This is a genomic window from Acinetobacter sp. C26M (assembly GCF_023702675.1).
In the GTDB taxonomy this organism is placed as follows: domain Bacteria; phylum Pseudomonadota; class Gammaproteobacteria; order Pseudomonadales; family Moraxellaceae; genus Acinetobacter.
Genome location: NZ_CP098478.1, coordinates 877,533 through 904,222, shown reverse-complemented (window position 1 = coordinate 904,222; position 26,690 = coordinate 877,533). Strand labels below are relative to the sequence as shown.

General features: G+C 41.5%; 23 protein-coding genes. 12 read left to right on the top strand and 11 right to left on the bottom strand.

Annotated features, from left to right (window positions below; all coding sequences use genetic code 11):
- Positions 1-12: 12 nt before the first annotated feature.
- The 3 genes from NDN11_RS04160 to NDN11_RS04150 are packed head-to-tail and all read right to left on the bottom strand — an operon-like array spanning position 13 to position 5,670.
- A complete protein-coding gene (locus NDN11_RS04160) occupies positions 13-2,031 on the bottom strand; it encodes a M3 family metallopeptidase (RefSeq protein ID WP_251110861.1) in 2,019 nt (672 codons plus the stop codon).
- A 25-nt stretch (positions 2,032-2,056) separates the two neighbouring features.
- Positions 2,057-3,874, bottom strand: a complete 1,818-nt coding sequence (locus NDN11_RS04155; RefSeq protein ID WP_502801329.1) for an ABC transporter substrate-binding protein — start codon at positions 3,872-3,874, stop codon at positions 2,057-2,059.
- A gap of 11 nt (positions 3,875-3,885) precedes the next feature.
- Positions 3,886-5,670 (bottom strand): ABC transporter substrate-binding protein, encoded by a 1,785-nt coding sequence (locus NDN11_RS04150; RefSeq protein WP_251110860.1) that lies wholly within the window; start codon positions 5,668-5,670, stop codon positions 3,886-3,888.
- 659 nt (positions 5,671-6,329) lie between these two features.
- Here NDN11_RS04150 and NDN11_RS04145 point away from each other — a divergent pair.
- The 5 genes from NDN11_RS04145 (at position 6,330) to NDN11_RS04125 (ending at position 11,660) form a co-directional block, all read left to right on the top strand.
- On the top strand, positions 6,330-9,008 hold the full coding sequence (locus NDN11_RS04145; RefSeq protein WP_251110859.1) for a TonB-dependent receptor: 2,679 nt from the start codon (positions 6,330-6,332) through the stop codon (positions 9,006-9,008).
- Between the two features lie 154 nt (positions 9,009-9,162).
- The gene (locus tag NDN11_RS04140; protein WP_167248372.1) at positions 9,163-9,873 is read left to right on the top strand and encodes a TonB family protein; all 711 of its coding nucleotides are present in this window, start codon (positions 9,163-9,165) and stop codon (positions 9,871-9,873) included.
- Positions 9,874-9,912: 39 nt separating this feature from the next.
- Positions 9,913-10,788 carry a MotA/TolQ/ExbB proton channel family protein gene (locus NDN11_RS04135; protein ID WP_167247981.1) on the top strand — a complete coding sequence of 292 codons (876 nt, stop codon included), beginning with the start codon at positions 9,913-9,915 and terminating at the stop codon, positions 10,786-10,788.
- An 11-nt stretch (positions 10,789-10,799) separates the two neighbouring features.
- Positions 10,800-11,228, top strand: a complete 429-nt coding sequence (locus NDN11_RS04130) for an ExbD/TolR family protein (protein ID WP_167247980.1) — start codon at positions 10,800-10,802, stop codon at positions 11,226-11,228.
- A gap of 15 nt (positions 11,229-11,243) precedes the next feature.
- Entirely contained in the window at positions 11,244-11,660 is a 417-nt protein-coding gene (locus NDN11_RS04125; RefSeq protein WP_251110858.1) for an ExbD/TolR family protein, read from the top strand.
- Positions 11,661-11,735: 75 nt separating this feature from the next.
- On the opposite strand, the gene NDN11_RS04120 is transcribed toward NDN11_RS04125, so the two are convergent.
- The 7 genes from NDN11_RS04120 to NDN11_RS04090 all read right to left on the bottom strand — a co-directional run bounded on the left by NDN11_RS04120 (position 11,736) and on the right by NDN11_RS04090 (position 17,831).
- The gene (locus tag NDN11_RS04120; protein ID WP_251110857.1) at positions 11,736-12,401 is read right to left on the bottom strand and encodes a hypothetical protein; all 666 of its coding nucleotides are present in this window, start codon (positions 12,399-12,401) and stop codon (positions 11,736-11,738) included.
- A 219-nt stretch (positions 12,402-12,620) separates the two neighbouring features.
- A complete protein-coding gene (bioD, locus tag NDN11_RS04115) occupies positions 12,621-13,265 on the bottom strand; it encodes a dethiobiotin synthase (protein ID WP_251110856.1) in 645 nt (214 codons plus the stop codon).
- Positions 13,262-14,014 (bottom strand): malonyl-ACP O-methyltransferase BioC, encoded by a 753-nt coding sequence (bioC, locus tag NDN11_RS04110; RefSeq protein ID WP_251110855.1) that lies wholly within the window; start codon positions 14,012-14,014, stop codon positions 13,262-13,264. The genes bioD and bioC overlap by 4 nt, the downstream gene beginning before the upstream one ends.
- On the bottom strand, positions 14,011-15,165 hold the full coding sequence (locus tag NDN11_RS04105) for an 8-amino-7-oxononanoate synthase (RefSeq protein WP_251110854.1): 1,155 nt from the start codon (positions 15,163-15,165) through the stop codon (positions 14,011-14,013). The genes bioC and NDN11_RS04105 overlap by 4 nt, the downstream gene beginning before the upstream one ends.
- On the bottom strand, positions 15,152-16,447 hold the full coding sequence (gene bioA, locus NDN11_RS04100; protein WP_251110853.1) for an adenosylmethionine--8-amino-7-oxononanoate transaminase: 1,296 nt from the start codon (positions 16,445-16,447) through the stop codon (positions 15,152-15,154). The genes NDN11_RS04105 and bioA overlap by 14 nt, the downstream gene beginning before the upstream one ends.
- 298 nt (positions 16,448-16,745) lie before the next feature.
- The gene (locus NDN11_RS04095; protein ID WP_251110852.1) at positions 16,746-17,459 is read right to left on the bottom strand and encodes an alpha/beta hydrolase family protein; all 714 of its coding nucleotides are present in this window, start codon (positions 17,457-17,459) and stop codon (positions 16,746-16,748) included.
- 42 nt (positions 17,460-17,501) lie between these two features.
- Positions 17,502-17,831 (bottom strand): DUF6176 family protein, encoded by a 330-nt coding sequence (locus NDN11_RS04090; protein ID WP_251110851.1) that lies wholly within the window; start codon positions 17,829-17,831, stop codon positions 17,502-17,504.
- 134 nt (positions 17,832-17,965) lie between these two features.
- Between NDN11_RS04090 and NDN11_RS04085 the strand changes: the two genes are divergently transcribed.
- Complete coding sequence (locus NDN11_RS04085) at positions 17,966-18,541, top strand: peroxiredoxin (RefSeq protein WP_251110850.1); 576 nt, start codon at positions 17,966-17,968, stop codon at positions 18,539-18,541.
- Positions 18,542-18,620: 79 nt separating this feature from the next.
- Here the strand turns inward: NDN11_RS04085 and NDN11_RS04080 are convergent, their stop codons facing one another.
- Entirely contained in the window at positions 18,621-19,580 is a 960-nt protein-coding gene (locus tag NDN11_RS04080; protein WP_004655319.1) for a LysR family transcriptional regulator, read from the bottom strand.
- A 238-nt stretch (positions 19,581-19,818) separates the two neighbouring features.
- On the opposite strand from NDN11_RS04080, the gene benA reads away from it, so the two are divergent.
- The 6 genes from benA (at position 19,819) to NDN11_RS04050 (ending at position 26,670) form a co-directional block, all read left to right on the top strand.
- On the top strand, positions 19,819-21,201 hold the full coding sequence (gene benA, locus NDN11_RS04075; protein WP_005191113.1) for a benzoate 1,2-dioxygenase large subunit: 1,383 nt from the start codon (positions 19,819-19,821) through the stop codon (positions 21,199-21,201).
- Positions 21,198-21,698 carry a benzoate 1,2-dioxygenase small subunit gene (gene benB, locus NDN11_RS04070; protein WP_251110849.1) on the top strand — a complete coding sequence of 167 codons (501 nt, stop codon included), beginning with the start codon at positions 21,198-21,200 and terminating at the stop codon, positions 21,696-21,698. Before benA ends, benB begins: the two co-directional genes overlap by 4 nt.
- 72 nt (positions 21,699-21,770) lie before the next feature.
- On the top strand, positions 21,771-22,787 hold the full coding sequence (gene benC / locus NDN11_RS04065) for a benzoate 1,2-dioxygenase electron transfer component BenC (protein ID WP_251110848.1): 1,017 nt from the start codon (positions 21,771-21,773) through the stop codon (positions 22,785-22,787).
- Positions 22,788-22,808: 21 nt separating this feature from the next.
- Complete coding sequence (benD, locus tag NDN11_RS04060) at positions 22,809-23,594, top strand: benzoate diol dehydrogenase BenD (protein ID WP_251110847.1); 786 nt, start codon at positions 22,809-22,811, stop codon at positions 23,592-23,594.
- Positions 23,595-23,648: 54 nt separating this feature from the next.
- Complete coding sequence (gene benE / locus NDN11_RS04055; protein WP_251110846.1) at positions 23,649-24,842, top strand: benzoate/H(+) symporter BenE; 1,194 nt, start codon at positions 23,649-23,651, stop codon at positions 24,840-24,842.
- A 469-nt stretch (positions 24,843-25,311) separates the two neighbouring features.
- Complete coding sequence (locus tag NDN11_RS04050) at positions 25,312-26,670, top strand: aromatic acid/H+ symport family MFS transporter (protein ID WP_251110845.1); 1,359 nt, start codon at positions 25,312-25,314, stop codon at positions 26,668-26,670.
- The last annotated feature ends 20 nt before the right edge of the window (positions 26,671-26,690 follow it).

Here is a 26,690-nt window from a genome sequence, read left to right as displayed (position 1 = left end):
AATGGCAAATCCTTATTTGACCCGTTGACCTGTAATTTCATTAAAGAAGGCTTTGTTATCTGGCTCTCTGCCTAAAAAGTCTTTGACCAGTTGCGCTGCATTCTTTTGACTACCTTGTGACAGAATAGTTTGACGGTAGCGTTGCCCTACTTCTGCATTATTCAAATTGTCGCCAAAAGCCGATAACATATCCAAGGCCAATACTTCAGACCACATATAACCATAATAGCCCGCTTGATAGCCCATCAAATGTCCAAACTGCCCTGGGAACTCGGTGTTCGGTACATAACCCAATGCGGTTGCCGATTCCATTTTTTTCCAAACATCCATCGGCTGTACTTTCAGTGCATCTGAGCCATGAAGTGCCATATCGTACTGTGCATAAAGCGTTTGACGTGCATAACGCATACCACGCCCATAATTGTGTACTGATTTAAGACGCGCAATCAGTGCATCGTCAACGCGCGGACAAGCTGGATCACAGTAGTCAGCTACTTTCGATAAGGTCTCTTTACGACGTGCCCACTCTTCATACATTTGTGATGGTGCTTCAACAAAGTCGCGCTCTACCGATGTGCCTGACTGACCTGAATAACGAGTTTTTGATAAAATGCCATGTAAGGCATGACCAAACTCGTGCACAAAGGTTTCCAATTCATCACTATTTAAACCTTTGCGGTTAAAGTTAGTGACCAAGACTGAAATTGGTTTACGCTTACTCAGCGTACTGCCACCATAGACACCCCAGACCGCTGCATGCCCGTACTTGCCTTCACGTGGGAATTTATCCATGTACAAGCCACCCAGGACTTCGCCTGTTTTTTTGTCAGTGACATCGTAATACTCCACTTCATCTTGCCATGCAGCGACTTTGGCTGGCTTGAATTCAATGCCATAAAGATCAGAAGAAATCGAAAATAACCACTTTTGTGCAGCTAAGGTTGGGAAATACTCGCGCAGTTTTTCTTGGTCGATCTGATACTTATCTTTACGTAATTTCTCGCTCCAATAACCCACATTCCAACGGTTAATTTCAGCTTTTTCTACAGTTGTGTTTAAAGTCTTGGCTTTAAAAGTACGTAATTCTTCCACCTCTTTTTGCTCTAGTGGTGCAACGACTTTATGTACATCGGCCAAGAAAGTGTTGACCGTTTTTGGCGTTTTCGCCATACGCTTCTTTAAAGCCCAATCAGCATAACTTGGCTGACCAAACAACTGCGCCAACTCATAGCGTAAGTCAATAATTTGTTTGAGTAAAACCAAGTTCTTTTCTGTACCACGACGTGTAAATGCGGTTTGATAACGTTTACGTGCATCATCACTGTCCGCCAGCTCCATAAAAGGTTGGTATTCTGGATATTCAAAACCTAGTAAATAATTGCCTTTATCATTTTTCTTTAGGCCTGAAATATAACTATCTGGTAAGCCTTTTAACTCAGCAGGTGTAAATTCTAATTTTTCTGGATTATCACGAATATTGCGAGAAAACTCTTGTGAAAGCTTGGTGAGCTCATCAAAAATAGTTTTGACCCGTGCTCTTTTTGCAGCTGGGAGCTGTACCCCAGTATCTTCAAAGGCATCAAGAATATCTTGGCGGTACTTGGTATCAATTGCATCGTTGGCTTTTGTGTTTTTAAAGCGTTGATACAACTTCGGGTTCTGATAGATTTCAGTTTGTAGTTGATTGAGTTTGACTTCACAATCTTCAGCCGCTTGGCGTAATTTAGCATCTGGATCAACATTGCTATATAAGCTAATTGGCCCTGAAAAATCCTCAAAACTTGCCATCAACTGATCCCATTCCGCCAACACAGGAGCTGCATCAGATTGGGGCTTAATATTTTGTTTTTCCAGTTGAGCAATACGTTGCTTTAAGGTTTGTAAATTGGCATCACACCATTGGGCACTATCAGCCGTTTTTAAAATCGGTAAAGTTGTTCGTGTGCTTTCAGCCCATATGCATTGACTCATTCCCGCAACCGCTATTGATAACAGACCCAGTGTCGATAACTTCAACGTTTTTTTCGCCATTTTTCTCTCCAATTTAATTTGTTGCTTATTTCTTATCTTGAATATCGATATACATCCATTCTGCTGGCAAAATTGGATGCTTCTTATAACCAATGACACGAGGCTGTACGACGACATTGCGATAACGCGTGGAAATGAATTGCACAGGATTATAAAACTCTAACAGTCGCGACATTTTGCGGTACAACAGATCCCGTTCAGGACCATCATCAAGCTTTTGTGATTGCTCATATAAACGGTCATATTCAGGTAATTTAAAGCAGGTATGATTGGTTGCGTGAATATTATTGCCATAGAACAACTGCACAAAATTGTCTGCATCTGGATAATCAGCCACCCAAGCTGATGCCTTGAACATGGTCTTACATTGTTTTTCTGCTTTTAAACCTTCAGCAAAAGGTACAGGTTTGGACACCATATTAATTTTAATACTGGTCAAATCTTTCTTGAGCAACTCCGCCATTTGCATGCTACGCGCACTGCTACTAGAAGGCATAAACTCAATGACTAAAGGCTTTCCGTCAGGTAAAGTCCGCCAACCATTTTTCCCGACTTTGTAGTTGTAACGATCGAGTAGTAAGTTTGCAGCTTTAACAGAATAAGGAATGCTGCTTTTGTAATTTGGATCGTATCCAGCTACGCCAAAGGGAATCGGAGATTCGAGTTTTTTGGCATTCCCTTTGGCCAAGATACTAATAAATTTATCCTTAGAAATGGCCATCGACATCGCACGGCGCAATGCGATTTTGTCTTTACTCAGACCACCAACCACAGGGTTTTGAATATTCCAGTACAGATAATCAATCGATGGGTCAGAAATACGAGACAGTTGGATGCCCTTCTTGGCTAACTCTGGCTTTAAACTGCCATCCGTTTGGAGTGCTTGTACAGGTAATTCACCATCCAGCGTAAATAAATCCAGACCATCTTTTTGGAACGATAACCAACCTGATTGTGATTCTTCAATCACCTGAATATCGACAACACCAATTTGCGGCATTCTCTTGCCTTGCATTTGTTGTACGATTTTTTGATCTTCTGGACTGCTGGCCTTAAAATCCCATGTAAAACCACGATAATCTGGGTTTGCCTTCAAAATAATCCGTGAACCCGGTGTCCAATGTGACAGCATATAAGGACCTGTTCCTACAGGGCGTCCCATCACATAGCCCGCTTTATCACGATATTTTTCAATTACCTCTCGTGCTACTGCACCCGTCGGTTGATGCGCCAAGAGCATCGGAAAATTATGATTCGGTTCTTTTAAACGAATGACCAAGGTATAACGATCAGGTGTTTGTATCCCAGCCATCGGCTGATCGTAATTAAATTTTCCTGTTTTACTGGCCTGTTGAATAAGCGTGTCTATTCCAGCGATTTTATCTTCGAACAACCAACTGTTTGGAGAATGTAGATTTGGATCAATTAATCGTTTAAATGAATACGCATAATCTGCCGCAGTTAACTCACGTGGCTTACCCTTAAATGCAGGATCAGGTGTGAAATAGATCCCTTTCTGAATCCGAATAGTATAGGTTAGGCCATCCGCACTGACTTCAGGCAATGCGACTGCGGTTCTCGGTATTAACTTGGCTGGTGAGGCTAAATAATCATAGGTATAGAGGGTTTCAAATACCGAATGAAGAATATGAGCAGAATATAAGTCTTGCGTTGCCACAGGATCAAAACCAGTTTCCGCTACAGGAAAAGCATAACGCAGTACTTTTTTTGGATCGGCTGGGCTTTTTGCTTCTACACTCGTTACTCCCAAACTTAAGCTGGTCCCCAATAACAATGCCAAACCGTAATCTTGTATCGAAAGTTTAAAATTTTGCTTCATCATAAATGCATCGCTTATTTTTGATTTGGTGAAACAATATCTAAGTATTGCCAATTGGTATTCATAATTGGGTGCGCTTTAAAGCCTTGAACCTCAGGTTGAATCAACCAGTTACGAATCCGTGTATCTTGCAAAATCCAAGTCCCATCTGCTTCAATTTGGCGGCTCATTTTTTCATAGAATGGCATACGTTTTTCAGGAGCCTGCTGCATCGCTTGCTTATATAAACTGTCATAGGCTGCTGACTGATAACAGGACTGATTGCCACGCCCAACATTCGGACCGTAAAGCAACTGGGTGAAATTTTCACCCTCTGGATAATCTGCATGCCATGCCCCACTCCACATCATGTATTGACACTGGGTAGCGGCTTTTAAGTTATCTGCAAAATTACTTACTTTGAAGTCTGCTCGGATACCGATTGCATCTAAATTCTTCTTCCACAGTTCAGAATACATCACAGAAGATGTGCCACTCTCGGTATTTATTTTTAATGTTAAAGGCTTACCATTAGGCAGATTGCGATAACCATCTTGACCTTTTTTATAGCCGAAATGATCCAGCAATTTATTCGCCAGTAAAGGGTTATAACCAATACTGCTACGATAATTCGGGTTATGACCATTAATGCCAGCAGGGACTAGCATTTCAGCTTTAACCGCCTGACCTTTTCTTAAGATACGAATATATTCATTGACATTAAAAGACATGGCGATGGCACGTCTTAATGCGATTTTATCCAGACTATTACCACCAACCATTGGGTCCCGCATATTCAGCATAGAATAAGTGATTTCTGCCTCTTTATTGGCATAGAGACGTATACCCTGTTTTTTCATTTCGGCTTTTAACTGGTTGTTTTGATCGAGCACTTTCGGAATTGCACTTGAAGTCACCTTATCAAAATCAAGCTGTTTAGACTGAAAAGCCAGCCAACGTGATTGTTCTTCTTCGATAATGCTGATATTGACCTTACCAATTTGCGGCATTTGCTTACCACTCATTTCTTTGACAAGTTGGTTATCCCAAGCTGTTCCTGTAGATTTAAAATTCCAGATAAAACCACGATAATCAGGATTGGCAACTAGTTCGATCTTACTCCGTGGTACATACTTACTCAGCATGTAGGGCCCTGTTCCCACAGGATGCATAGCCAAACGATCTTTATAATATTCAACAACTTCACGTGCAGTCGCGCCAAAGGTGCTATAAGCCAAAATATAAGGAAAATTATAATCAGGTTGCGTCAGCGTGAATTGAATCGTATATTTATCCAGAGCTTTTACGCCTTCAATCTTGGCATCATAGTTAAATGTGCCTGTTTTTTTGGCTTGCTCAACCAATGCATTTGCACCAATAATTTTATTATCAATAAAAGAAAATGCCGAAGCATGATTTTTAGGGTCTAATATCCGCTTAACTGAATATACATAATCCTCTGCAACTAGCTCTCTTCGCTTGCCTTTAAATGCCGGATCATCAGTAAAATAAATCCTTGGTTTTATTTTAAATATATAAACTTGACCATCCTTTTCAATAACAGGTAGCTTCTCAGCTGTTGCAGGTACCAGTTTAACTGGGCTTGCTAGATAATCATATTGAAGCAACCTTTCAAAAATTACATCGGCAACACTGCCACTATAAAAATTGAAAGTTTTAACCATATCAAAGCCATCATCTGGTGCTTCAAATGCAACACGGAGTACTTTATCTGCTTGAGCAGGTGTTTTTGCATACCCCATCGGCATGAATGCAATAACGGTTGATAATACTGTGACCGTAAAAAAAGTTGACTTCAAATCAGTGCTCACATCATCGTTTTTTAATAAATACTAGACTTTCGCATAGCATTCAACACTACAACCGTTTCCCTTTCAGCGATTCTCATTCCAATTTTTTATCAAAAAATCATTTATTTAATGATGTTTTACCAGTTGGAAAAATTAAGTCAAAAGAAAAACCCCTTAAAGATCGAAAATTACCTAGCTAAATTCATGCCACTTTTCAAATAAAAAAATCATGTTTATTTTTTAATCAAAATGTATTCTTAGCAGGTCTAATTTTCACGCATCTTAAATAAAAGTAACTTTATGCCAAATCATATTTTTATATATTATTTTCCATTTCAATGAAATAAAAATAATAAAACACATGTTTTATAACAATAAAAGATGATTTGCACCACAAAAAAGCAAAAATAAAACTTTATGATTCATTTTAATGCATTACAAAACCGAACCTTATTTGGAACTTTATGTTAACCAATCCACATTTAAAATTATTTCAATATTTTTAATATTTAGTAAAAATATGAAAAGCTTATATATAAAAACTAAAACACTTTTACACATTTTATTCTACATTAACCGAAATCTAAAAATAGGGTTTGGCACAGCTCTTGCTAAAACGGATTTATTGAATTTTTAGAGTGGCAATCCATTTAGGGGTTAAATAATCAATGAAAAAAGCCAACTTCGCTCAACCAAGTGCTCTGCCAAAAGCGAGCAGAACCATACTTAAACTCAGTACGCTCAGTTTAAGTATGCTGTGTTTAACCATGGCTCATGCTGCTGAGGCTGAATCGCCTTCCGAGGAAAAAGCAGCCAAAGTCGTAAAAGTTGCTGTTACAGGTTCATCCATTAAGGGGGTTGCAGCACAGAGTGCATCGCCTATTACGATTATCAAAGCCGATGACCTTGCCAAGCAAGGCGTAACCACCGTTGAAGAGGCTTTAACCAAAGTCAGTGCCAACCAAGCTGGATTCGCTACTGCCCAGAATGTTGGTGCAAGTAATACCGAAGGTTCATCAGCAAATCTACGTGCATTAGGTACAGATAAAACTTTGATTTTATTGAATGGTCGTCGTCTGGCATATAGTCCATTTAGTACATCAACAACCAACCTGAATATTATCCCAATGGCTATGGTTGATCGCATTGAAATCCTCCGTGATGGAGCTTCTGCAATTTATGGTGCAGATGCGATTGCAGGTGTAATCAACTTTATTACCAAGAAGTCCTTTGAAGGATTAAATATTAGTGCTGGTTTGATCCAGCCTGAAGAAAATGAGGGAGACAAACAGGATGTCTCTATATTTGGTGGTTATGGGGATTTGGAGGAGCAAGGTTTTAATGTGATGGGCGTCATTGATTACCGCCGTTCAAATGACATTATGGCAAGTGATCGTAAAGCCAGTAAAAGAGGCGGCATTCTGCCTGAGCTAGGGATCGATGCAAGTTCAGCCAATGGTTTTCCTGCCAATTTTCGTGATCCGAAAACAGGAAAACTGGGCAACCCATATGCGAGTACAGGATGTAATAATGCTCCAAATACAGTTGCAGATGGCGGGCTGTGCTATCTAAATACACAAGCATTGATCGGTATCGTTCCAAAATCAGAAACCATTTCTGCACTCGGGCGCGGCACATTCAAATTAAATGACAATTTTAATGCCATTGGTGAATATGTTTATTCACGTAATGAAGTTACAACTTCTATTGCACCTGATGTTTATAGCCGCTCTGTTACACTTCCATCAACAAGTCCTTACTACCCAGGAAACGGAATTACACCTGCTGTCAGTGGCTTAAGTGGAGAACCTTTAGAGCTTTATTTACGTTCGCAAGCAGGTAATCGAATATCCAATCCTGTTAATGAATCACATCGAGCACTACTTGCTTTAGAGGGTGAAGCCTATGGATGGGATATCAACACTGGTGTTTCTTATGCGCGCAGTGAAGCAACAGATGGTTTTGCGGGTGGCTATCTCAATCAGAGCCAAGTACAAGCCGCTTTAAATGCAGGAAAACTGAATCCATTTGGTCCAAGTGCTGATCAAAATATATGGCAATCCTTCGAAGTTAAAGGAGATACCAATAAAGGCACCCTAACTGCAACTACATTTGACTTTAATGTCAGTCGTCCAATTTATACCCTTCCCGCTGGTGATGTCGGTTTTGCATTCGGTGGAAGCTTCAGTTCTCAAGACTGGAAAGCAAATGTTAACTCAGACATTGTAAGACAAGTCCCAGGCAGTGGAATTGATCCAGACAAACCAGAAAGTAAGGGCAAACGAGATATCACAGCCGTCTTTACTGAGCTACATATCCCTGTTACCAAAACATTAGAAGCCCAACTTGCTGCCCGTTATGATAAATACAGTGATTTTGGTGATACTTTCAATCCTAAAGTAGCCTTCCGTTGGGAGCCTTTAAAACAGTTAATGTTCCGTACTTCATACAGTACAGGTTTCCGTGCACCAAGTCTGTATGACATCAATGCACCACAGAGTAAGACCTATACAGGAGCGAAATACAATGACCCTGTACTTTGCCCAAATGGACAAGCGATCTCAGAACAATATAAGACTGAATGTAATACGCAATTTTATCGCACTCAGGGCGGAACCAAAGGTTTACAACCAGAAGAATCCACCTCAATCACGGCTGGTTTTGTAGTAGAACCCATTAAGAATCTTGTTTTCTCTGCTGACTATTACAACATCAAAATTGATGGCCTGATTAATAGTATTGGTGAAGCCATGATTTTTGGTGATCCAGAAAAATATGCAGATCGTTTCATTCGTGGTGAAGATGGCCGTCTCCAATATATCAATAGCGCATTAACCAATATGGGTGGGGTTAAAACCCAAGGGATTGACCTTGCCTTAAATTACCTATCCCCAATGACCGTAACAGGCCGCTTTGGCTTTGGAATTGATGGAACTTATATTATTAATTATGACCGACAAGAAGAAAAAGGTGGAACTTGGGACAGTTATGCAGGCAAATACGATGACCCTGCAATTTTACGCTGGAAGCATGTTGCCAATGTAAATTGGAGCTATGAAAACTGGAAAATGGTATTCGAGCAAGAGTTCTACCGAGGTTATAAAGATCAAAATGAAACGGGTGATGATAAATTCGACAACCATCGTGTTAGTGACTATACCCTGTACAACATTTCAGGAACCTATAAAGGTTTTAAAAATCTAGAGCTTACTGCAGGTATAAAAAATATATTTGATGAGGAACCATCCGCATCGAATGTATTAGATAACTTCCAATATGGTTACGACCCTCGCTACAGCGATGTAACTGGGCGAGCATATTTCCTGAGAGGCACCTACAAATTTTAATAAGTTTCGCCACTGCAACATAAATTCCATTATGTCGCAGTGGTTTACCGTAATCCTATGATTCATCAAAAATTAAAGCGGTCAGTATCAATTTTTTAATTGATCCCGTCCTCCAAACGATGATGAATCCATGATTACAATTTCAGGAGTAATTATGGGCATTCCCTTTTCTGAGAGTGAAAATCAACCTGCCAAACGCCTTGTTGGTATTGGCTTGGTGTTATTTCTCCATCTCATTATCGCCTATATTCTGATGACAAGTTTAGCGACCGACTTTAGCAAGCCCGTCGACAAACCTGTAGAACTACAGATTATTCAGGACATCAAACCACCACCGCCTCCAAAACCAGAGGAACCTAAACCTAAAGAAAAGCCACCCGAGCCACCAAAAATGGTCGAAAAAGTGGCCAAGATGCCTGACCCACCGAAACAGGTGGAGAAAGTTACACCTGTACAAAAACCAGCACCTGCTCAACCAACTAAAACGGCTGTTGCTACACCAACGCCTGCGCCAGCAGCAAGTCCGAGTCCTGTTGCCGCTCCAACAGCCCCTACTGCGCCTGCAGCTCCAGCTAAACCAGCAGGAATTTCGCGTGGTGTTTCTGAAGGTGAAGCAGGATGTCAAAAACCTGAATACCCACGTGAAGCCCTGATGAATGAAGAAGAAGGTACGGTACGTATTCGTGTACTGGTTGACGGTTCAGGCAAAGTGATTGATTCGAAAGTCAAAAAGTCGAGTGGTAGTAAAAGCTTAGATAAAGCAGCAGTCAAAGCTTATAGCCTGTGTACATTTAAACCAGCAATGAAAGACGGTGTACCACAACAAGAATGGTACGAAATCGAATATCCATTCACGATTTCCTAATTAAATGCATTGAATAAACAATTTTTGGAGAATTTAAAGATGAAGAACACAGCAAAACGTATTTCTCGAATCGCAGCAATTGGCCTAATCGCAGGCACGACCTTACTACCAGTTGCAACCGTGTGGGCTGATGAGACTACGCAAACCACAGCAGTAACCACCGTAACAACTGATGCCACAGCACAAGCAGCACCAACCCCGCCACCATTACCTGCAACAGCTGAAAAAGTACATAACCCATATGGTTTAGAAGCACTTTGGCGCGAAGGTGACTTAGTCGCAAAATCAACATTATTTATCTTGGTTCTGATGTCAATTGGGACGTGGTACATCATTCTGTCGAAAGTATTTCAACAAAGTAAAATCAAGCGCCATGGCACAGAAGCTGAACGTCATTTCTGGGAAGCAGAGTCTTTAAATAGCGCTGCAGAAAGTTTAAATAGCAATAGTAGCTACCGTTATATTGCTGAAAAAGGCATCCGTTCAACCAAACATCATGATGGCACCTTATTGGAGCGTATTGATTTCAACACATGGGTGACGATCTCGATCCAACGTGCTATTGAGAAAGTACAAAGCCATCTCAGTAATGGCCTAGCCTTCCTTGCAACAGTGGGTTCAACTGCGCCATTCGTAGGATTATTTGGAACCGTTTGGGGGATTTACCATGCCCTTACTGCAATTGGTATTTCAGGCCAAGCATCGATTGATAAAGTTGCTGGCCCTGTGGGTGAGGCGTTGATTATGACCGCAATTGGTCTTGCAGTGGCCGTTCCTGCTGTGCTTGGCTATAACTGGCTAACCCGTCGTAATAAAGCAGTGATGGACAATGTTCGCTCATTTGGTTCAGACCTACATGCTGTATTACTTAGCGGTGACTTAAATAGTAATCACCCAAACCGTGATTCTAAATAAGGAACACTATTATGGGCATGATGATTAATTCAGATCAAAATGACGATGATGTCATCGGGACGATTAACACGACCCCACTGGTCGACATCATGCTGGTACTGCTGATTATCTTTTTAATCACAGTTCCAGTCGTCACACATACGGTTCCAGTAAAACTACCCGAAGAGAAAAACACACCTTATGCCACGACTCCACAAAATATCCAGCTTTCCGTCAATAAAACGGGCGATATTTTCTGGAATGAACAACACGTTGCAAATAAAGAAACTTTACTTGCTCGTTTACAAGCTGAAGCACAAAAACGTCCGCAGCCTGAGGTTCATATTCGTGGCGATCAACAGACTCACTATGAAGCAATTGATCAGGTGATCAGTACAACCCAACAAGCAGGGATTGGCAAAATTGCATTTGTCACGACCCCGCCTGCTTCTGCGCCATAACAGGAGGAATCACACATGGGTATGAACGTGGGTTCAAAAAATGATGAAGATGATGTCATGCTCGACGTCAACATGACGCCGCTGATTGATGTGATGTTGGTGTTGTTGATTATGTTTATTATCACGATCCCGATACCAAATAATGCAATCAACATTAACTTGCCAAATGGTACCCCACCACCGACAGAGCAAAAACCACCTGAGACCATCAATCTACGAGTTGATGCACAAGGGCATATTTTTTGGAATGATCAAGCTGTTGCTGATCGTTCAGCCTTAAAAGCCTTGTTTGATTCGGTCGCGCAAAAAGCCGATCAGGATCAGATTAAGTTTAAGCCTGATGCACAAGCTGAATATAAAAATATTGCGATGGTGATGGCACTCGCTCAACAGAGCAATGTCACTAAAATCGGCATCGTCAGTAATAACTAAAAAAAGAAAACAATAAATTAATCCAATAACTATAATTTTACTCCTGCGCTAACAAGTTCGCTTGTTAGCTTTTTTTTATTTTATTTCAGTGATCACAACAGGAATAAGTTTACTGCTCACCTTGTAGCCTTGGGGTTTATTATTACATGCATCTCCGATCACCGTTGTTCGGATCACATAAGGGGAATAAGGCATAACATTTAAATAGCCTGAATTATCTCGACCAGTACGACAGTCTTCTGCCCCCAGTTTTTCATCATAGCGTCCGTCATATGAAGATTCTTCTACCTCGGTAATCAGTTTGCTGGTCCACTGAGTGAAATAAACCAAGCTTTTACTCGACTCGACCGTCCCCTGTCCTGAACCTGCACTTTCAATTTCGATCAGTTGAGTCAGTTTGCCTTTATAAACGGTTGAATGCACTTTGAAGCTATTCGATTGACCGCCAAACTCTTTTAAGATTCGAGCCTGTTTTAATTTTGGACGAGTTAACACATAACCAGCCCAAAAATTACGTCCTGCATTTTCAAAACTCACACCAGATAAATAGGCTTCCTCACCAGAGATCAATTTCACTGCTTCGGTAGAATCTATCTGAATAGCTTGGGGTGGATTGGCATTTGAATCTTGTAAATTGGTAATCCAACTGATAATGGTTTTATCTGGAGGTACAGCAGCATGAGTAGTCGAGATTAGACCTGACAGGCAGAGGGTTATAAAAATAAAATTCTTTTTATTCATTATGATTTCTCTTTAGAGATTAAATCTGAAAGCGGTCTTGACGGAGTCTCTCCAAGCTCTCATCCAATCATAGGGAAAACCTCTTACTTTTCAAAGATGAAAAGTAACAAAAATCTTTTGTTAGACTGACGGTACATCCTTGTTACCGCAGTCTAACTTGGCGGCATCCATGCCGCCCTCCACGATCACAGACATTTACTAGACAATAAATACCTAAAGTTATTTAAACTTTTCCAACTCAATCCATTCTGCTTCTGGAAAATGCTTTGCCAAATAATCTTTTAAATAATCTGCGGTATCTTTCGAAATAAGTGGATCTTTCGACTCATCCTTTAAGTTATACACTAAAGCATGCAAACTCAAACCACGCTGCTTTAAAGCCTCTAAACTCAATAAAGTATGATTAATACTGCCCAAACGCCCAGAAGTCACTAAAATCACAGGAAATTGATGCTGAACGATATAATCAATCGTCAACAACTCGGTGGTTAAAGGCACCATTAAACCACCAGCACCTTCTAACAACACCACATCAAAACGCTGAGCAAGTTCATTGGTCGCTGCTTCGATCTTGGCGAAATCTAAATCTCGTCCATCTAAACGTGTCGCCAAATGCGGTGACGCTGGATAACTAAAAATCTCAGGCATGGTCAGCTTTTCATGATCTTCTTGAAACCAGCCACTGCCCATAATTTCACGGTGTTTTTCAATATCTTCTGAAATATCTACATTCCCAGTTTGTACCAACTTCTGAGTAATGACACGCTGTCCCTGTTCTGTCCAAAGTTTGGCAAGATAACCTGTGGCATAAGTTTTACCAATTTCAGTATCAATACCGCTGACAAAATAAATTGCTGCACTCATGCTATTCTCCGCGCAATCACATAAATCGGATGATAAGTCAGGCTGAAACCCTGCTCATCATAAAACTGTTGATAATCTGAATAAAATTGCTGCAAGGATTGCTTGGTCCAGCGATGCGATTGAGCCGTTGCCGTTACACCTGTTGCCTTTAAATGCTGCAATACCGATTTGGGATGATCAAAATAAACCTGCTTATGATCTTGCTGTATCAATAGGATTTCAAAACCTTGCTGTTCAAGCTGTCGCTTTAAAGATTCTAAGCTAATATAATTTAAGCCTTGCCCTGTTAGCTGCTTAATTTCAGTTAAATTGTCTGGCCCAAAAGTAGAAAAACCAAAATATGCATTGGGTTTTAACACAGCATGAATTCGCTGCAATAATCTAGGCAGATCAATCATCCACTGTAATGCTGAACTGGAAATCACTGCATCCAAGGACTGTGGTAAAGTCAGCTGTTCAACATCTCCGATCAGCCAATTCACAGCTTTAAAATGTATAAAATGCTGCTCAACATCTTCATACAAGTCATTTAAGAACAGCTGTTCAACCTGAAAATGAGATTGAAATAAATAGGTTAAATTGCCAGAACCGCAGCCAATCTCAAAGACTGAACCCAAACTTTGCGGACAATACACTTTAAGGTATTCAAATAACTGCGCACTAATCTGTTTTTGTACCACAGCATGCTCGACATAGCTTTGCCCTGCTTTTGCAAAACGTTGGGCAACCAGTGCTTTATTGATGCTCACAAATACTCCACCAATTGTTCCAATTCATTTTTTTGCACCAAAGAGGTTAATGAAATACGCAGGCGTGAACTATTTTGCGGTACTGTTGGTGGGCGTACCGGCATGGCATAAAAACCTTGTTGTTGTACATAGCGTGCTTTTTCAATCGCAGCTTGGCTTTCACCCAAAATAATCGGAATGATATGACTGCTCGATGGGCTTGAAAAACCTTTCATAATCACTGCTTGCTGTAAATATTGGCTGATCTCAGCTAAGTGCTGACGCTGTTGCCGCATGCTCAACACTTTATGAAAAATAAAATCTGACCATGCCATCGAGATTGGAGGCAAAGCGGTACTAAAAATCAACGGGCGCATTTTATTAATCAGATAGTCACGGATAATCGAATCACAAATGATATAACCGCCCACTGATGCAATTGCTTTACCAAAGGTTCCAACCAAGAAATCAATCTGATCCAATACGTCATATTGTTCAGCACAACCCAGACCTTGCTCACCCCTGACGCCAATCGCATGTGCTTCATCAACATACAACATGGTTTTGGCAAAACGTTGCTTTAACTGAGCCAATGCAGCTAAATCAGTCTCGTCACCATCCATACTAAAAATACTTTCAGTCACTACGATAATGCGTTCAACTTGCTCATCTTGATGATACTTTTGCAATAACTGTTCCAGATGCTGCAAATCATTATGACGATAACGAACATATTGAGCAGTCGACAGACGAATCCCATCAATCATACTGGCATGCACCAGCTTATCGGCCAAAACCACGGTTTTACTATCACACAAAGCAGGCAAAATACCGATATTCATGTGGTAGCCACTATTAAAGAGTAAGGCAGCACGACCAAAGGCTTTGCTTAGGCTATTTTCAAATTGTTCATATTCTGCAAAATTCCCCGTCAGTAAGCGTGAAGAAGATGAACTAAAGAGCGCTCGTTCGATTTTCAGTGTATCAAGAAATTCTTCTCTTAAATGCAAATCAGCTGCCAAACCTAAATAATCATTGGATGCCAGATTCAACATGGTTCGATCTTGAATGGTAATCCATCGTCCAGATTGCTGATTTGAAGTGAATTGGCGGAAATTGCCCTGTTGTTTAAGTTGCTCAAGCTGCTCGGCATAATGATCAAGCAAGGACATTCACATTTACTCCTTGCATATTTTTCACCACTTCACTCATCTGTGTTAATAGATAATGTAGCTCGTCATCACTAATCACATACGGTGGCATTACATAGACCAATTTCCCAAATGGGCGTACCCAAATACCACGTTCAACAAACTGCTGCTGTAAGGTTTTCATGTCGACATTAGATGTCAATTCAACCACACCAATCGCACCTAAAACACGTACATTAGCAACGTGATCGAGCTGAGCTAAATCTGTTAATTGTTCAGCCAGAATCTTTTCAATCCGTTGAATATTGGCTTGCCAATCTTGCTCAACCAATAATTGCGTACTTCTTAATGCTACTGCACAGGCCAGCGGATTCGCCATAAAGGTTGGGCCATGCATAAACACACCTGCTTCACCACGACTAATGGTTTCAGCCACTTGCTTAGTGGTCAAGGTTGCAGACAGCGTCATATAACCGCCCGTTAAACCTTTGCCAATACACATAATATCGGGTTCAACTTGGGCATGTTCCCAAGCAAACATTTTACCTGTGCGCCCAAAACCTGTCGCAATCTCATCAAAGATCAATAACAAGTTATATTGCTCACATAAGGCCTTGGCTTGACGTAAATATTCAGGATGATAAAAACGCATCCCTCCCGCACCTTGTACAATCGGTTCGATAATCAGTGCAGCAATACTCTGATGATGCTGTTCAATCTGCTGTTTGAGCTGCTGAATATCTTGTGGATCCCATTCACCATCGAAGCGGCTTTGTGGCGCGGGTACAAAAATTCGATTTGGTAAACTTGTACCAAAAATTTGATGCATCCCCGTGACTGGATCACACACAGACATCGCATTCCAGGTGTCACCATGATAACCAGAACGGGTAGTAATAAAATTGGTTTTCTCTGGTTTGTTTAATGCAGCCCAATATTGAACTGCCATTTTTAACGCTACTTCTACGGCAACCGAACCTGAGTCTGCGTAGAAAATCTTATCTAAGTTCGGCGGCGTAATTTTTAATAATAATTTACCTAATTCAATTGCAGGTTCGTGGGTCAAACCACCGAACATGATATGCGCCATGTTTTGTAATTGATCTGAAATTGCTTGGTTTAGTTCAGGATGGTTATAGCCATGAATTGCACACCACCATGACGACATGCCATCAACTAAAGTTCGACCATCTTCTAATTCAATCGTCGCACCATAGGCACGTTTCACTTTAAAAGTTGGCAGTGGATTTAACATCGAAGTATAGGGATGCCATATATGTTCTAAATCAAATGGGTCTGTCATCCTTTATTTACTCCTCATCCTAAGCCAATTAAATTCATGGCAGTTTCTACCATCATGGAGGCGGCATGGATGCCGCCTGTTAAGCTGTAGTATCAAGGATGTACCATCAGCTTAACAAATGCCTTTGCTTACTTTGGGCAAAACCAAAGTAAGTCTAGCTGAAAGCTTATCCTGAAATTAAATTAAAACTCAGTACGACTCCGCCTTAAACAGATTTAAAATCTGTAAGCATAATCTTAAACTTGTCAAAATCTAAAATATATTGCGAGAACTTTCAATTCAAGCAAGATTAAACCGTCTATTGAATAAAATCTTCAATTATTTGCACAGTCTGCTCAACCATAAAACATGGGAAACCATGTGAAGCGCCATCGATCGAAACAACAGATAGATTCTTTGTAGCCAAATCTTTAGTTTTTCGCATAACTTGGTAAGGAACTAAAGCATCATGCTCGGCAAAGACATGCAACTGTCTACCCTGATAATTTTCATACAACTCAACCAGTTTTAATTGCTCCAGCAACTGCAATCCGACCCTAAGCAATGCTATCGGCTGTGGACGAATCAATTTCTGCATAGCCAAAAAGTCTTTTTTTGCTGAACTGGCACCTTGACACACCAATAAGCCAAACCGTTTTAGCGTAGTAATAGCATCCTGTTCAAATGACTGTTTGAATTGGATAAAGGTTTCAACAGGCATGGCAGTCATCCAATCTGCTTGTGCCACAAAACATGGATTCGACGCTAAAGTGATTAAAACTTTCTGCTCAGCATATTGTTGTTGAATTTGATCGACCAATAAAGTTGCCAGTTGTCCGCCAAGCGACCATCCGACAATCACATCAAACTTCACTGCAAGTTCGACATGCTGTTGCAAAATGTCATTATCCAGCGCATTAAAGATATTTATCCGCTCAACACTATGTCCCTTTTGTTCTAAAGCCTCATGTAAAGGTTTTAATAATTCAGAACCACCACCCCATCCTGTGATGAGTAGAATCTTATAGATCACGCGTTTGCTCAATTCCAAAAACTTCAACACAGTATACGCTGATTAACATTCGTTATTATTTTCCAAATCTACCAAAAGCTGCGCTGGAATCACTTGCTCCCAATGTTGCTTGAACTGTCGATGAACTTGATCAATATCAAAGCAACTATTTCTCGCCACCTGCTGTGCATGAGCAATATCTTTAGCACGCATATAGGCGAGCAAATAATGATCGCCATTCAATTCAAGTTGAAACCAAGATTCAACAGTTACCCCCTCGGCTTGAAGTGTTTGAATGGCTTCTTCTTTACGTCGTTGAATTTCTTGCTGCCAAGCCTCGACCTCAGCCTGCCTATTTGTTTTTAATTTAATCAGAACTGCACCAACATTCATGCTTTTACCTTTTCTTTTTTTAAATCACTATTCAATTTAAATATATAAAGCAGATCAAAATCCTGTAAAGAATTTTCTAACACATTCAATTTCTAAATTTGCTAAAGTAGCTGCTATTACACTTTGAGATCAACATGATGAATACGATAAAGTCCAAAGTTCTCGTTTTATGTAGTTCACTTTTTTTACTCGGCGCACCAACACTCAGTAGCGCACAAAGTACCTTATTTTCTAAGCAAGATACTGCACAAAAAGAATGGGTTGGACAGTCTGCACCAGACTTTAAACTGCAAGATCAAACTGGCAAATGGCACACCTTAAATCAATATAAAGGCAAATGGGTGGTGCTATATTTCTACCCTAAAGACAACACTGCTGGTTGTACCCAAGAAGCCAATCAATTTAAATCACTCTACCCTCAATTTACCAAATCAAATGCTGTGGTTCTGGGTGTCAGTCTAGATGATGTTGCATCACATCAGAAATTCTCCGAAAAACTCGGTCTACCGTTCCCAATTCTTGCAGATGACAAAGGTGAACTGGCAACTAAATTTGGTATTGTTCGAAACTTGGGTATTACTAAAATTGCCAAACGCGAGAGTTTTTTGATTAATCCTCAAGGTGCGGTGATGTATCACTACACCAGTGTGAATACTCAAACTCATGCCGATCAAGTGTTAAAGGATTTAAAAACTTTACAAAGCAAATAATCGCTTTGAATATCAATTTTCTAGTAAACAAATGCCTAGTTCTTATTTTTGACACTAGGCATTTTTATTTTATATCCGTTTAAAAATCAATTCCATTAGAATCATCAATCGGATTCTGATCCAATGTAAACACAGTCCGCTGATATGGAATACCTTCCAGATCATACACCTGATAAACACAATCAAATAACAGTTGTAAGTCTTCGCTACGATCCATTGCCCGTGCGGTCAGAAAGATTGGGCTGACGGCTCCATTATCCAGAATTGGAATATAATTGAGATGCGGAAAACGAATGGTATCAGCACTGGCAGGAATCACACACAAGCCTTCACCTGCTGCCACCAGTCCTAGGGCCAGTTGAATTTCTCGTACCTCATGCATATTTTTTGGCACTAAACTATGTTCAGCAAAAATATTTAAAAGCTGGGTCGAAAAATTAGGCTTTGGAGATGTGGGATACATAAACATCTTCTCATCAATCAGATCTGCGAGATATACCCCTTCCGTCCGCTGTGCAATCGGATGGCTGGTATGCGCTGCTACAACCAAACGCTCCTTCCGCAATAAAATCCGTCTTACCGCAGGATCACTAATCCGCAAGCGTCCAAACCCCACATCAATGCGTCCTTCTTTTAAGGCTTGCAGTTGTTCTGTAGTACTCATTTCTACCAATTGAATATTGAGATGTGGCTGCTGTTGTCTAAATAAATAAATGATCCGAGGTAACAATCCATACAGTAACGATCCGACAAAACCAATCGTGACACTGCGTTCAATCAGTCCAATCCGTTTCGCCATACTTTTAATTTCTTCAGCATTAGACAAAAGTTTAATCGCATGCTGATAAAAGAAATGTCCCGCAGGTGTGGTTTGTAGAGGTCGGCTGCCCCGCTCAAACAGTTGAATACCCAACTCACTTTCCAAATTTTGAATCTGCCGACTCAAAGGTGGTTGAGCAATAAATAGTTTTTCTGCAGCCTTGGTGAAGCTTTGTTCTTCAACAACCGCAACAAAATACCGTAAATGACGTAATTCCATGAGGCTTCCATACCTTTAAGATATATAAAAATATAAATTCGGTCTTAGACAGAGTTTACTCATTCTTTTAAGGTATAGACAAGAGATAAACCGATGAAGTTATGAATCGCTTCCGCTAGATTCCAGCTGCCCACATTCATCCTTATCGGTTCAAGCCACAACACAACATATTAGGATATCGAGACGCTTTAAGCGCAACTCGATGACTTCCACAGTTTTGGAAAGTCGGAGAACGGACATGCCACGTATTCCTGTAATCAATACCAGCCATCTAGACCGCATTGATGAATTACTGGTCGATAATATCGACACCGGTGAATTTAAACTACATCGATCAGTATTTACCGATCAAGCCCTATTTGACCTTGAAATGAAATACATTTTTGAAGGCAATTGGGTTTATCTTGCACATGAAAGTCAAATCCCCAATAACAACGATTTCTACACCACTCATATTGGTCGTCAACCTGTCATCATCGCCCGTAATCGTAACGGCGAACTGAACGCCATGATCAATGCTTGTTCGCATCGTGGTGCCCAACTTTGCCGTCATAAACGCGGGAACAAAGCCACTTACACTTGCCCTTTCCACGGTTGGACCTTTAACAACTCAGGTAAACTCCTCAAAGTTAAAGACCCAAGTGAAGCAGGTTATTCCGATTGCTTTAACCAAGACGGTTCACATGATCTGAAAAAAGTCGCACGTTTTGAAAACTACAAAGGTTTCTTGTTCGGCAGCCTCAATCCTGATGTGCCATCACTTGAAGAATTCTTGGGTGAAACCAGCAAAATTATCGACATGATTGTCGATCAATCCGAGCATGGTTTAGAAGTTCTACGCGGTACATCATCCTATACTTATGAAGGGAATTGGAAACTCACCGCTGAAAATGGTGCCGATGGTTATCACGTTTCAGCAGTGCACTGGAACTATGCCGCAACCACACAACACCGCAAAGAAACACAGGCAGCCGATAATATTCGTGCCATGAGCGCAGGTTCTTGGGGCAAGCAAGGCGGTGGTTCTTATGGCTTTGAAAATGGTCATATGTTGCTATGGACGCAATGGGCCAATCCAGAAGATCGCCCAAACTTCCCTAAAGCAGATGAATATACCGAGAAATACGGTGCCGCGATGTCGAAATGGATGATCGAACGCTCGCGTAATCTGTGCCTCTATCCAAACGTGTATTTGATGGATCAGTTCGGTTCGCAAATTCGTGTATTGCGCCCTATTTCGGTCGATCGCACTGAAGTGACAATCTACTGTATTGCACCAAAAGGTGAAGCGCCAGAGGCGCGTGCGCGTCGTATTCGTCAATACGAAGATTTCTTTAATGCCTCAGGCATGGCCACACCCGATGATCTAGAAGAATTCCGTGCCTGTCAGGCTGGTTATGCAGGCATCGCGCTGGAATGGAACGACATGTGCCGTGGTTCAAAACACTGGATTTATGGCCCCGATGATGCAGCCAATGAAATTGGTCTCAAACCGATGCTCAGCGGAATTAAAACCGAAGATGAAGGCCTCTATCTGGCGCAACATCAATACTGGCTGCATACCATGAAACACGCCATTGTCGCTGAGAAGCAAATCGCGGCTCAAGGAGAAAATGCATGAGTATTCAAGATAAAACCAGCTTGGAAAATATTGCCCAGTTTCTCTACCGTGAAGCACGCTTTTTAGATGATGAACAATGGGATGACTGGCTGAACTGCTATGCGCCTGAAGCCAGTTTCTGGATGCCAGCATGGGATGACAATGATCAACTCACCGAAGATCCGCAAGCGGAAATCTCCCTGATTTATTATCCAGATCGCCAAGGTTTAGAAGACCGTGTGTTCCGAATCAAAACGGAACGCTCCTCTGCCACCATGCCTGATACCCGTACTTGCCACAATATTGCCAACGTTGAAATCGTAGCGCGCGACGGAGATAAACTCACGGTTCGCTTCAATTGGAATACCTTGAGCTTCCGCTATAAAACCACCTATAGCTACTTTGGCATGTCACGTTATGTGATTGATTGTTCTGGTGCTGAAGCAAAAATTCTAAGCAAGTATGTCGTACTCAAAAATGACTATATCAATCAAGTGATTGATATCTACCACCTGTAAAAATAGGCCTCCTCAGCCAAATGGACTGTTGGTTGGGGTCCCAAATTTAAATTATTTTGTAGGATACGTCTCATGTCAAACCACAATGTAGCACTTCAATTTGAAGATGGTGTGACACGTTTTATCAGTGTCGCTCAAGGTGAAACCCTTTCCGATGCAGCTTATCGTCAAAAAATTAATATTCCGTTGGACTGCCGTGATGGCGCCTGTGGTACTTGCCGTGCCTTCTGTGAATCTGGTAGTTATGACATGCCAGAAGAAACCTATATCGAAGATGCTCTAACCCCAGAAGAAGCGGAACAAGGCTATATTCTGGCGTGCCAATGCCGTCCAAGCTCAGATGCTGTATTCCAAATTCAGGCATCATCTGATGTATGTAAAACCGAAATTCATTCTTTCCAAGGCACATTGGCTCGGGTAGAAAATCTTTCTGACTCGACCATTACCTTCGATATTCAACTGGATGAAGGTCAACCCGATATTCATTTCCTTGCAGGACAGTATGTCAATGTCGCTATTCCTGAAACAGGTGAAACCCGTTCATATTCATTTAGCTCAAAACCAGGCAATCGTTTAACTGGTTTTGTGGTGCGAAATGTTCCAAACGGCAAGATGAGTGATTTCTTGAGTAAAACTGCGCAAGCAGGCAACAAAATGACTTTTACTGGTCCCTTTGGCAGCTTTTATCTGCGTAATGTTACTCGTCCTATTCTTATGCTCGCAGGTGGTACAGGCATTGCTCCTTTTATGTCCATGTTGCAGGTGCTTGAAGAAAAAGGTTCAACCCAACCTGTACGCTTAGTCTTTGGCGTGACTAACGATTTTGATCTGGTGGCTTTGGAGAAATTAGCAGAATTACAGGCGCAATTCCCTTGGTTTGAATATCGGACTGTGGTTGCCCATCCTGACAGCCTGCATGCGCGTAAAGGCTATGTCACAGGCCATATCGAATCTGAATGGCTAAACAGTGGCGATGTTGATGTATATCTGTGCGGTCCCGTGCCGATGGTCGAAGCGGTCCGTGGCTGGTTAGATGCTGAACAGATCAAACCAGCTAATTTCCTGTTCGAAAAGTTCTCTGCGAATTAATAGCTACAGGAAAACCAAGCCATGTCTCAAACTCAAAGATTTAAGCATAAAGTGGTAATTGTCACAGGCAGTGCTCAGGGCATTGGCCGTGGGGTTGCACTACAACTGGCTAAAGAAGGTGCCCAGCTGGTTCTGGCAGATCGTTCTGATTATGTGCAGGAGGTACTAACCGAAGTCAAAACCTTGGGTGCTGATGCCATTACCATTCAAGCCGATCTGGAAAGCTTTGCAGGTGCACAAAGCGTGGTTGCCAAAGCCATTGAACAGTTTGGTCGAGTTGATGTGCTGATCAACAATGTCGGTGGTGCAATCTGGATGAAACCTTTTCAGGAATTTTCTGAACAGGAAATTATCAAGGAAGTGAATCGTTCGTTGTTTCCAACTTTATGGTGCTGCCGAGCGGTCTTGCCTGCAATGATTCAGCAACAGGCTGGTGTTATCGTCAATGTTTCATCGATTGCGACTCGTGGGATTAACCGTATTCCCTACTCAGCTGCCAAAGGTGGTGTCAATGCACTGACAGCATCGTTGGCCTTTGAACATGCCAAAGATGGAATTCGCGTCAATGCCATCGCCACTGGTGGAACCGAAGCCCCACCTCGCAAAGTACCACGCAATAACAACCCACTCAGTCAAAAAGAAAAAGACTGGATGCAACAAGTGGTGGATCAAACCATAGATCGTACTTTTATGGGCCGTTATGGCAGCATTGAGGAACAGGTCAAAGCGATTGTCTTTGTTGCGTCCGATGATGCCTCCTATATCACGGGTAGCGTCATCCCTGTGGGAGGTGGGGATCAGGGTTAGCCCTGATTTTGCATTTCAGATCAAGTACAGGATGTGCATGGAGGCCATCAGAGAATGACAACACTATTCAAAACATTAAAACAAGATTGGTCTATTTCAGCCACGGTTGCAGGTTTTCTTGCGGTTCTGATTTCTTATTCAGGACCCTTAATTATCTTTTTTCAGGCAGCGCAACGTGCCCATGTCTCAACAGAGATGATGGTGTCATGGATTTGGGGCATTTCCATCGGTGCGGCAGTTGCTGGGATTTATCTCTCCATTAAATATAAAACACCTGTCATTACCGCGTGGTCTGCCCCTGGAACGGCCTTATTGGTCACCCTGTTTCCACACATTTCCCTGAATGAAGCGGTTGCCGCCTATATCACTTCTGCGATTGTGATTTTTCTGATCGGGATTACAGGCTGTTTTGACAAACTACTGAAATGGATTCCTCAAGATGTTGCCGCAGGTATGATGGCAGGCATCTTGTTTCAATTTGGCATTAATCTGTTTACAGCCACAGATCGCATGCCGCTGATTGTGTTTAGCATGTTGATTATGTTTCTGATCGCGAAACGGCTGATGCCGCGCTATACCATGATTTGGGTATTGGCTGCTGGAATTTTACTGAGCTTGGTTTTGGGTAAAATGAATCCTGTTGAGATCAGTTTTAATCTCGCCATTCCGCAATGGATCAGCCCTGAATGGACATGGAACTCGACCTTGAATCTGGCGCTGCCCTTAATCCTCGTGAGTCTAACAGGTCAATTTTTACCGGGTATGGCAATTATGAAACTGAGTGGCTATGACACGCCTGCCAAACCGATTATTAGTGCAACCAGTATTGCCTCCTTAGCGGTTGCCTGTGTTGGCGGTATTACAATTGTGCTCGCGTCCATTACAGCAGCCCTATGTATGGGTAAAGATGCACATGAACTGAAAGAAAAACGTTATATCGCAGGGATTGCCAATGGGATGTTTTATATTTTGGGCGGACTGTTTGCGGGCAGTATTGTAATGCTATTTAGTTTACTACCGAAAGAATTGGTTGCCGCATTAGCGGGTTTGGCCTTACTGGGTGCAATTTCCACCAATATTGCCGTTGCTATGAAAAATGACCAACAGCGCGATGCCGCATTGATTACCTTTCTAGCGACAGCTTCAGGCATGCATTTTTTAGGATTAAGCTCTGTGTTTTGGGGTATTTGTATTGGTGTGATTGCACACCTCATCCTCACTCAACGCGCTGCAACACAATCCGCTTAAGAAAAAGCGAACAACTCTCCCGGCTCTCCGCCTTGCTGTCGAATAACAGACTGCTTTGCACCTAAAGCTGAGCGATCAAAATTCAGTAAGGCAATTTTTAAAACCTCACTTTAAAATCTCAACTCATTCAACTTAATTGTAGGTTCATCATTATTTTAACCATTAGGTAAAATAAAATATCCTGACTTATTTTCAATCACTCTATAAGTTTATTTAATGATTTTTCAATTATAAAAATAAGATTTAAGCATCATAAAAAAGTTAAAATTCTCACGATTTAATATTTCACCTACATTTTAAAAAAGAATCAAACCAAAATAATAAAAATATAAATTTCAACACTTTAACCAAATAAAAACACAATACCTTAAAGACATAAAGATATATCAATTAGGTTTTTGACTCTCACCCAATAACAAAATAGCTTAATAAAAAATAACTCGGTACTTCACAAATTGGAGGTGAAGCAATGGATACACATAAGGTCAATATTAATGACATTATTGATAAAGCCCGTTTTACGGCATTTCACTGGAAAGTATTAATCTGGTGTCTCATCATTATTATTTTTGACGGTTACGATCTGGTTATCTATGGGGTCGCCTTACCCTTACTGATGCAGCAATGGTCACTGACTGCTGTGCAAGCGGGATTGCTTGCCAGTGCAGCTTTGTTCGGAATGATGTTTGGTGCCATGATTTTTGGCACGCTTTCAGACAGACTGGGCCGTAAAAAAACCATTCTGATCTGTGTCACTTTATTTAGTGGCTTTACCTTCTTAGGTGCTTTTGCAAAAAGCCCCACTGAATTTGCAATTTTACGATTTATCGCAGGGCTTGGCATTGGTGGTGTGATGCCAAATGTCGTGGCTCTGATGACCGAATATGCACCGAAAAAAATCCGCAGTACCTTAGTCGCACTGATGTTTAGTGGCTATGCCATAGGTGGGATGAGTTCTGCCTTACTGGGCGCATGGTTAGTCAAAGATATGGGGTGGCAGATCATGTTTTTAATTGCGGGCATTCCGCTGTTACTGTTGCCTGTGATCTGGAAGTTTCTGCCTGAATCATTGGCTTTCTTAGTGAAATCGAATCATCACGATCAAGCCAAAATGATTGTCAGTAAAATTGCACCTGAAACTCAATTAACCAGCAACACCCAACTGATTCTAAATGAAAGTACTACGACTGATGCGCCCGTTCGCGCCCTATTCCAACAAGGTCGTAGTTTCAGCACCTTTATGTTTTGGGTGGCCTTCTTTATGTGCCTGTTGATGGTTTATGCGTTGGGTAGCTGGTTACCAAAACTGATGCTACAGGCGGGCTATTCTTTAGGTGCCAGTATGCTATTTCTGTTTGCACTGAATATTGGAGGTATGGTTGGCGCGATTGGCGGTGGTGCATTGGCGGATAAATTCCACTTAAAGCCTGTCATTACCAGCATGTTTGTGATCGGTGCTGCTGCCCTAATCTTACTGGGTTTTAATAGCCCACAATTTATTTTGTACAGCCTGATTGCGATTGCAGGTGCAGCCACAATTGGTTCACAGATTCTGCTCTATACCTTTGTGGCGCAATTCTACCCAACTGCAGTACGTTCAACGGGGATGGGATGGGCTTCGGGTATTGGCCGAATCGGTGCCATCATCGGCCCTGTCCTCACTGGTGCTCTGCTGACCTTTGAATTGCCTCATCAAATGAATTTTCTCGCCATCGCGATTCCCGGCATTATCGCGGCACTCGCCATCTTCTTGGTGAATTTAAAAGTCTCGGTTGCGGCTCAACCAGCAACGAGCTTTAACTCACAATCTTCACTGACTCAGCAATAAAACCATGTGCGCCGAGGACT

What these genes read in the sequence shown, in the direction of transcription:
- NDN11_RS04130 (WP_167247980.1), top strand. Translation starts at nt 10,800, where the DNA reads ATGGGCATGATGATTAATTCAGATCAAAATGACGATGATGTCATCGGG.
- benB (WP_251110849.1), top strand. Translation starts at nt 21,198, where the DNA reads ATGAGTATTCAAGATAAAACCAGCTTGGAAAATATTGCCCAGTTTCTC.
- benE (WP_251110846.1), top strand. Translation starts at nt 23,649, where the DNA reads ATGACAACACTATTCAAAACATTAAAACAAGATTGGTCTATTTCAGCC.
- NDN11_RS04155 (WP_502801329.1), bottom strand. Translation starts at nt 3,874, where the DNA reads ATGATGAAGCAAAATTTTAAACTTTCGATACAAGATTACGGTTTGGCA.
- NDN11_RS04090 (WP_251110851.1), bottom strand. Translation starts at nt 17,831, where the DNA reads ATGAATGTTGGTGCAGTTCTGATTAAATTAAAAACAAATAGGCAGGCT.
- benC (WP_251110848.1), top strand. Translation starts at nt 21,771, where the DNA reads ATGTCAAACCACAATGTAGCACTTCAATTTGAAGATGGTGTGACACGT.
- NDN11_RS04145 (WP_251110859.1), top strand. Translation starts at nt 6,330, where the DNA reads ATGAAAAAAGCCAACTTCGCTCAACCAAGTGCTCTGCCAAAAGCGAGC.
- NDN11_RS04105 (WP_251110854.1), bottom strand. Translation starts at nt 15,165, where the DNA reads ATGTCCTTGCTTGATCATTATGCCGAGCAGCTTGAGCAACTTAAACAA.
- bioD (WP_251110856.1), bottom strand. Translation starts at nt 13,265, where the DNA reads ATGAGTGCAGCAATTTATTTTGTCAGCGGTATTGATACTGAAATTGGT.
- NDN11_RS04125 (WP_251110858.1), top strand. Translation starts at nt 11,244, where the DNA reads ATGGGTATGAACGTGGGTTCAAAAAATGATGAAGATGATGTCATGCTC.
- NDN11_RS04120 (WP_251110857.1), bottom strand. Translation starts at nt 12,401, where the DNA reads ATGAATAAAAAGAATTTTATTTTTATAACCCTCTGCCTGTCAGGTCTA.
- bioA (WP_251110853.1), bottom strand. Translation starts at nt 16,447, where the DNA reads ATGACAGACCCATTTGATTTAGAACATATATGGCATCCCTATACTTCG.
- benA (WP_005191113.1), top strand. Translation starts at nt 19,819, where the DNA reads ATGCCACGTATTCCTGTAATCAATACCAGCCATCTAGACCGCATTGAT.
- NDN11_RS04160 (WP_251110861.1), bottom strand. Translation starts at nt 2,031, where the DNA reads ATGGCGAAAAAAACGTTGAAGTTATCGACACTGGGTCTGTTATCAATA.
- benD (WP_251110847.1), top strand. Translation starts at nt 22,809, where the DNA reads ATGTCTCAAACTCAAAGATTTAAGCATAAAGTGGTAATTGTCACAGGC.
- NDN11_RS04085 (WP_251110850.1), top strand. Translation starts at nt 17,966, where the DNA reads ATGATGAATACGATAAAGTCCAAAGTTCTCGTTTTATGTAGTTCACTT.
- NDN11_RS04140 (WP_167248372.1), top strand. Translation starts at nt 9,163, where the DNA reads ATGGGCATTCCCTTTTCTGAGAGTGAAAATCAACCTGCCAAACGCCTT.
- NDN11_RS04050 (WP_251110845.1), top strand. Translation starts at nt 25,312, where the DNA reads ATGGATACACATAAGGTCAATATTAATGACATTATTGATAAAGCCCGT.
- NDN11_RS04080 (WP_004655319.1), bottom strand. Translation starts at nt 19,580, where the DNA reads ATGGAATTACGTCATTTACGGTATTTTGTTGCGGTTGTTGAAGAACAA.
- NDN11_RS04135 (WP_167247981.1), top strand. Translation starts at nt 9,913, where the DNA reads ATGAAGAACACAGCAAAACGTATTTCTCGAATCGCAGCAATTGGCCTA.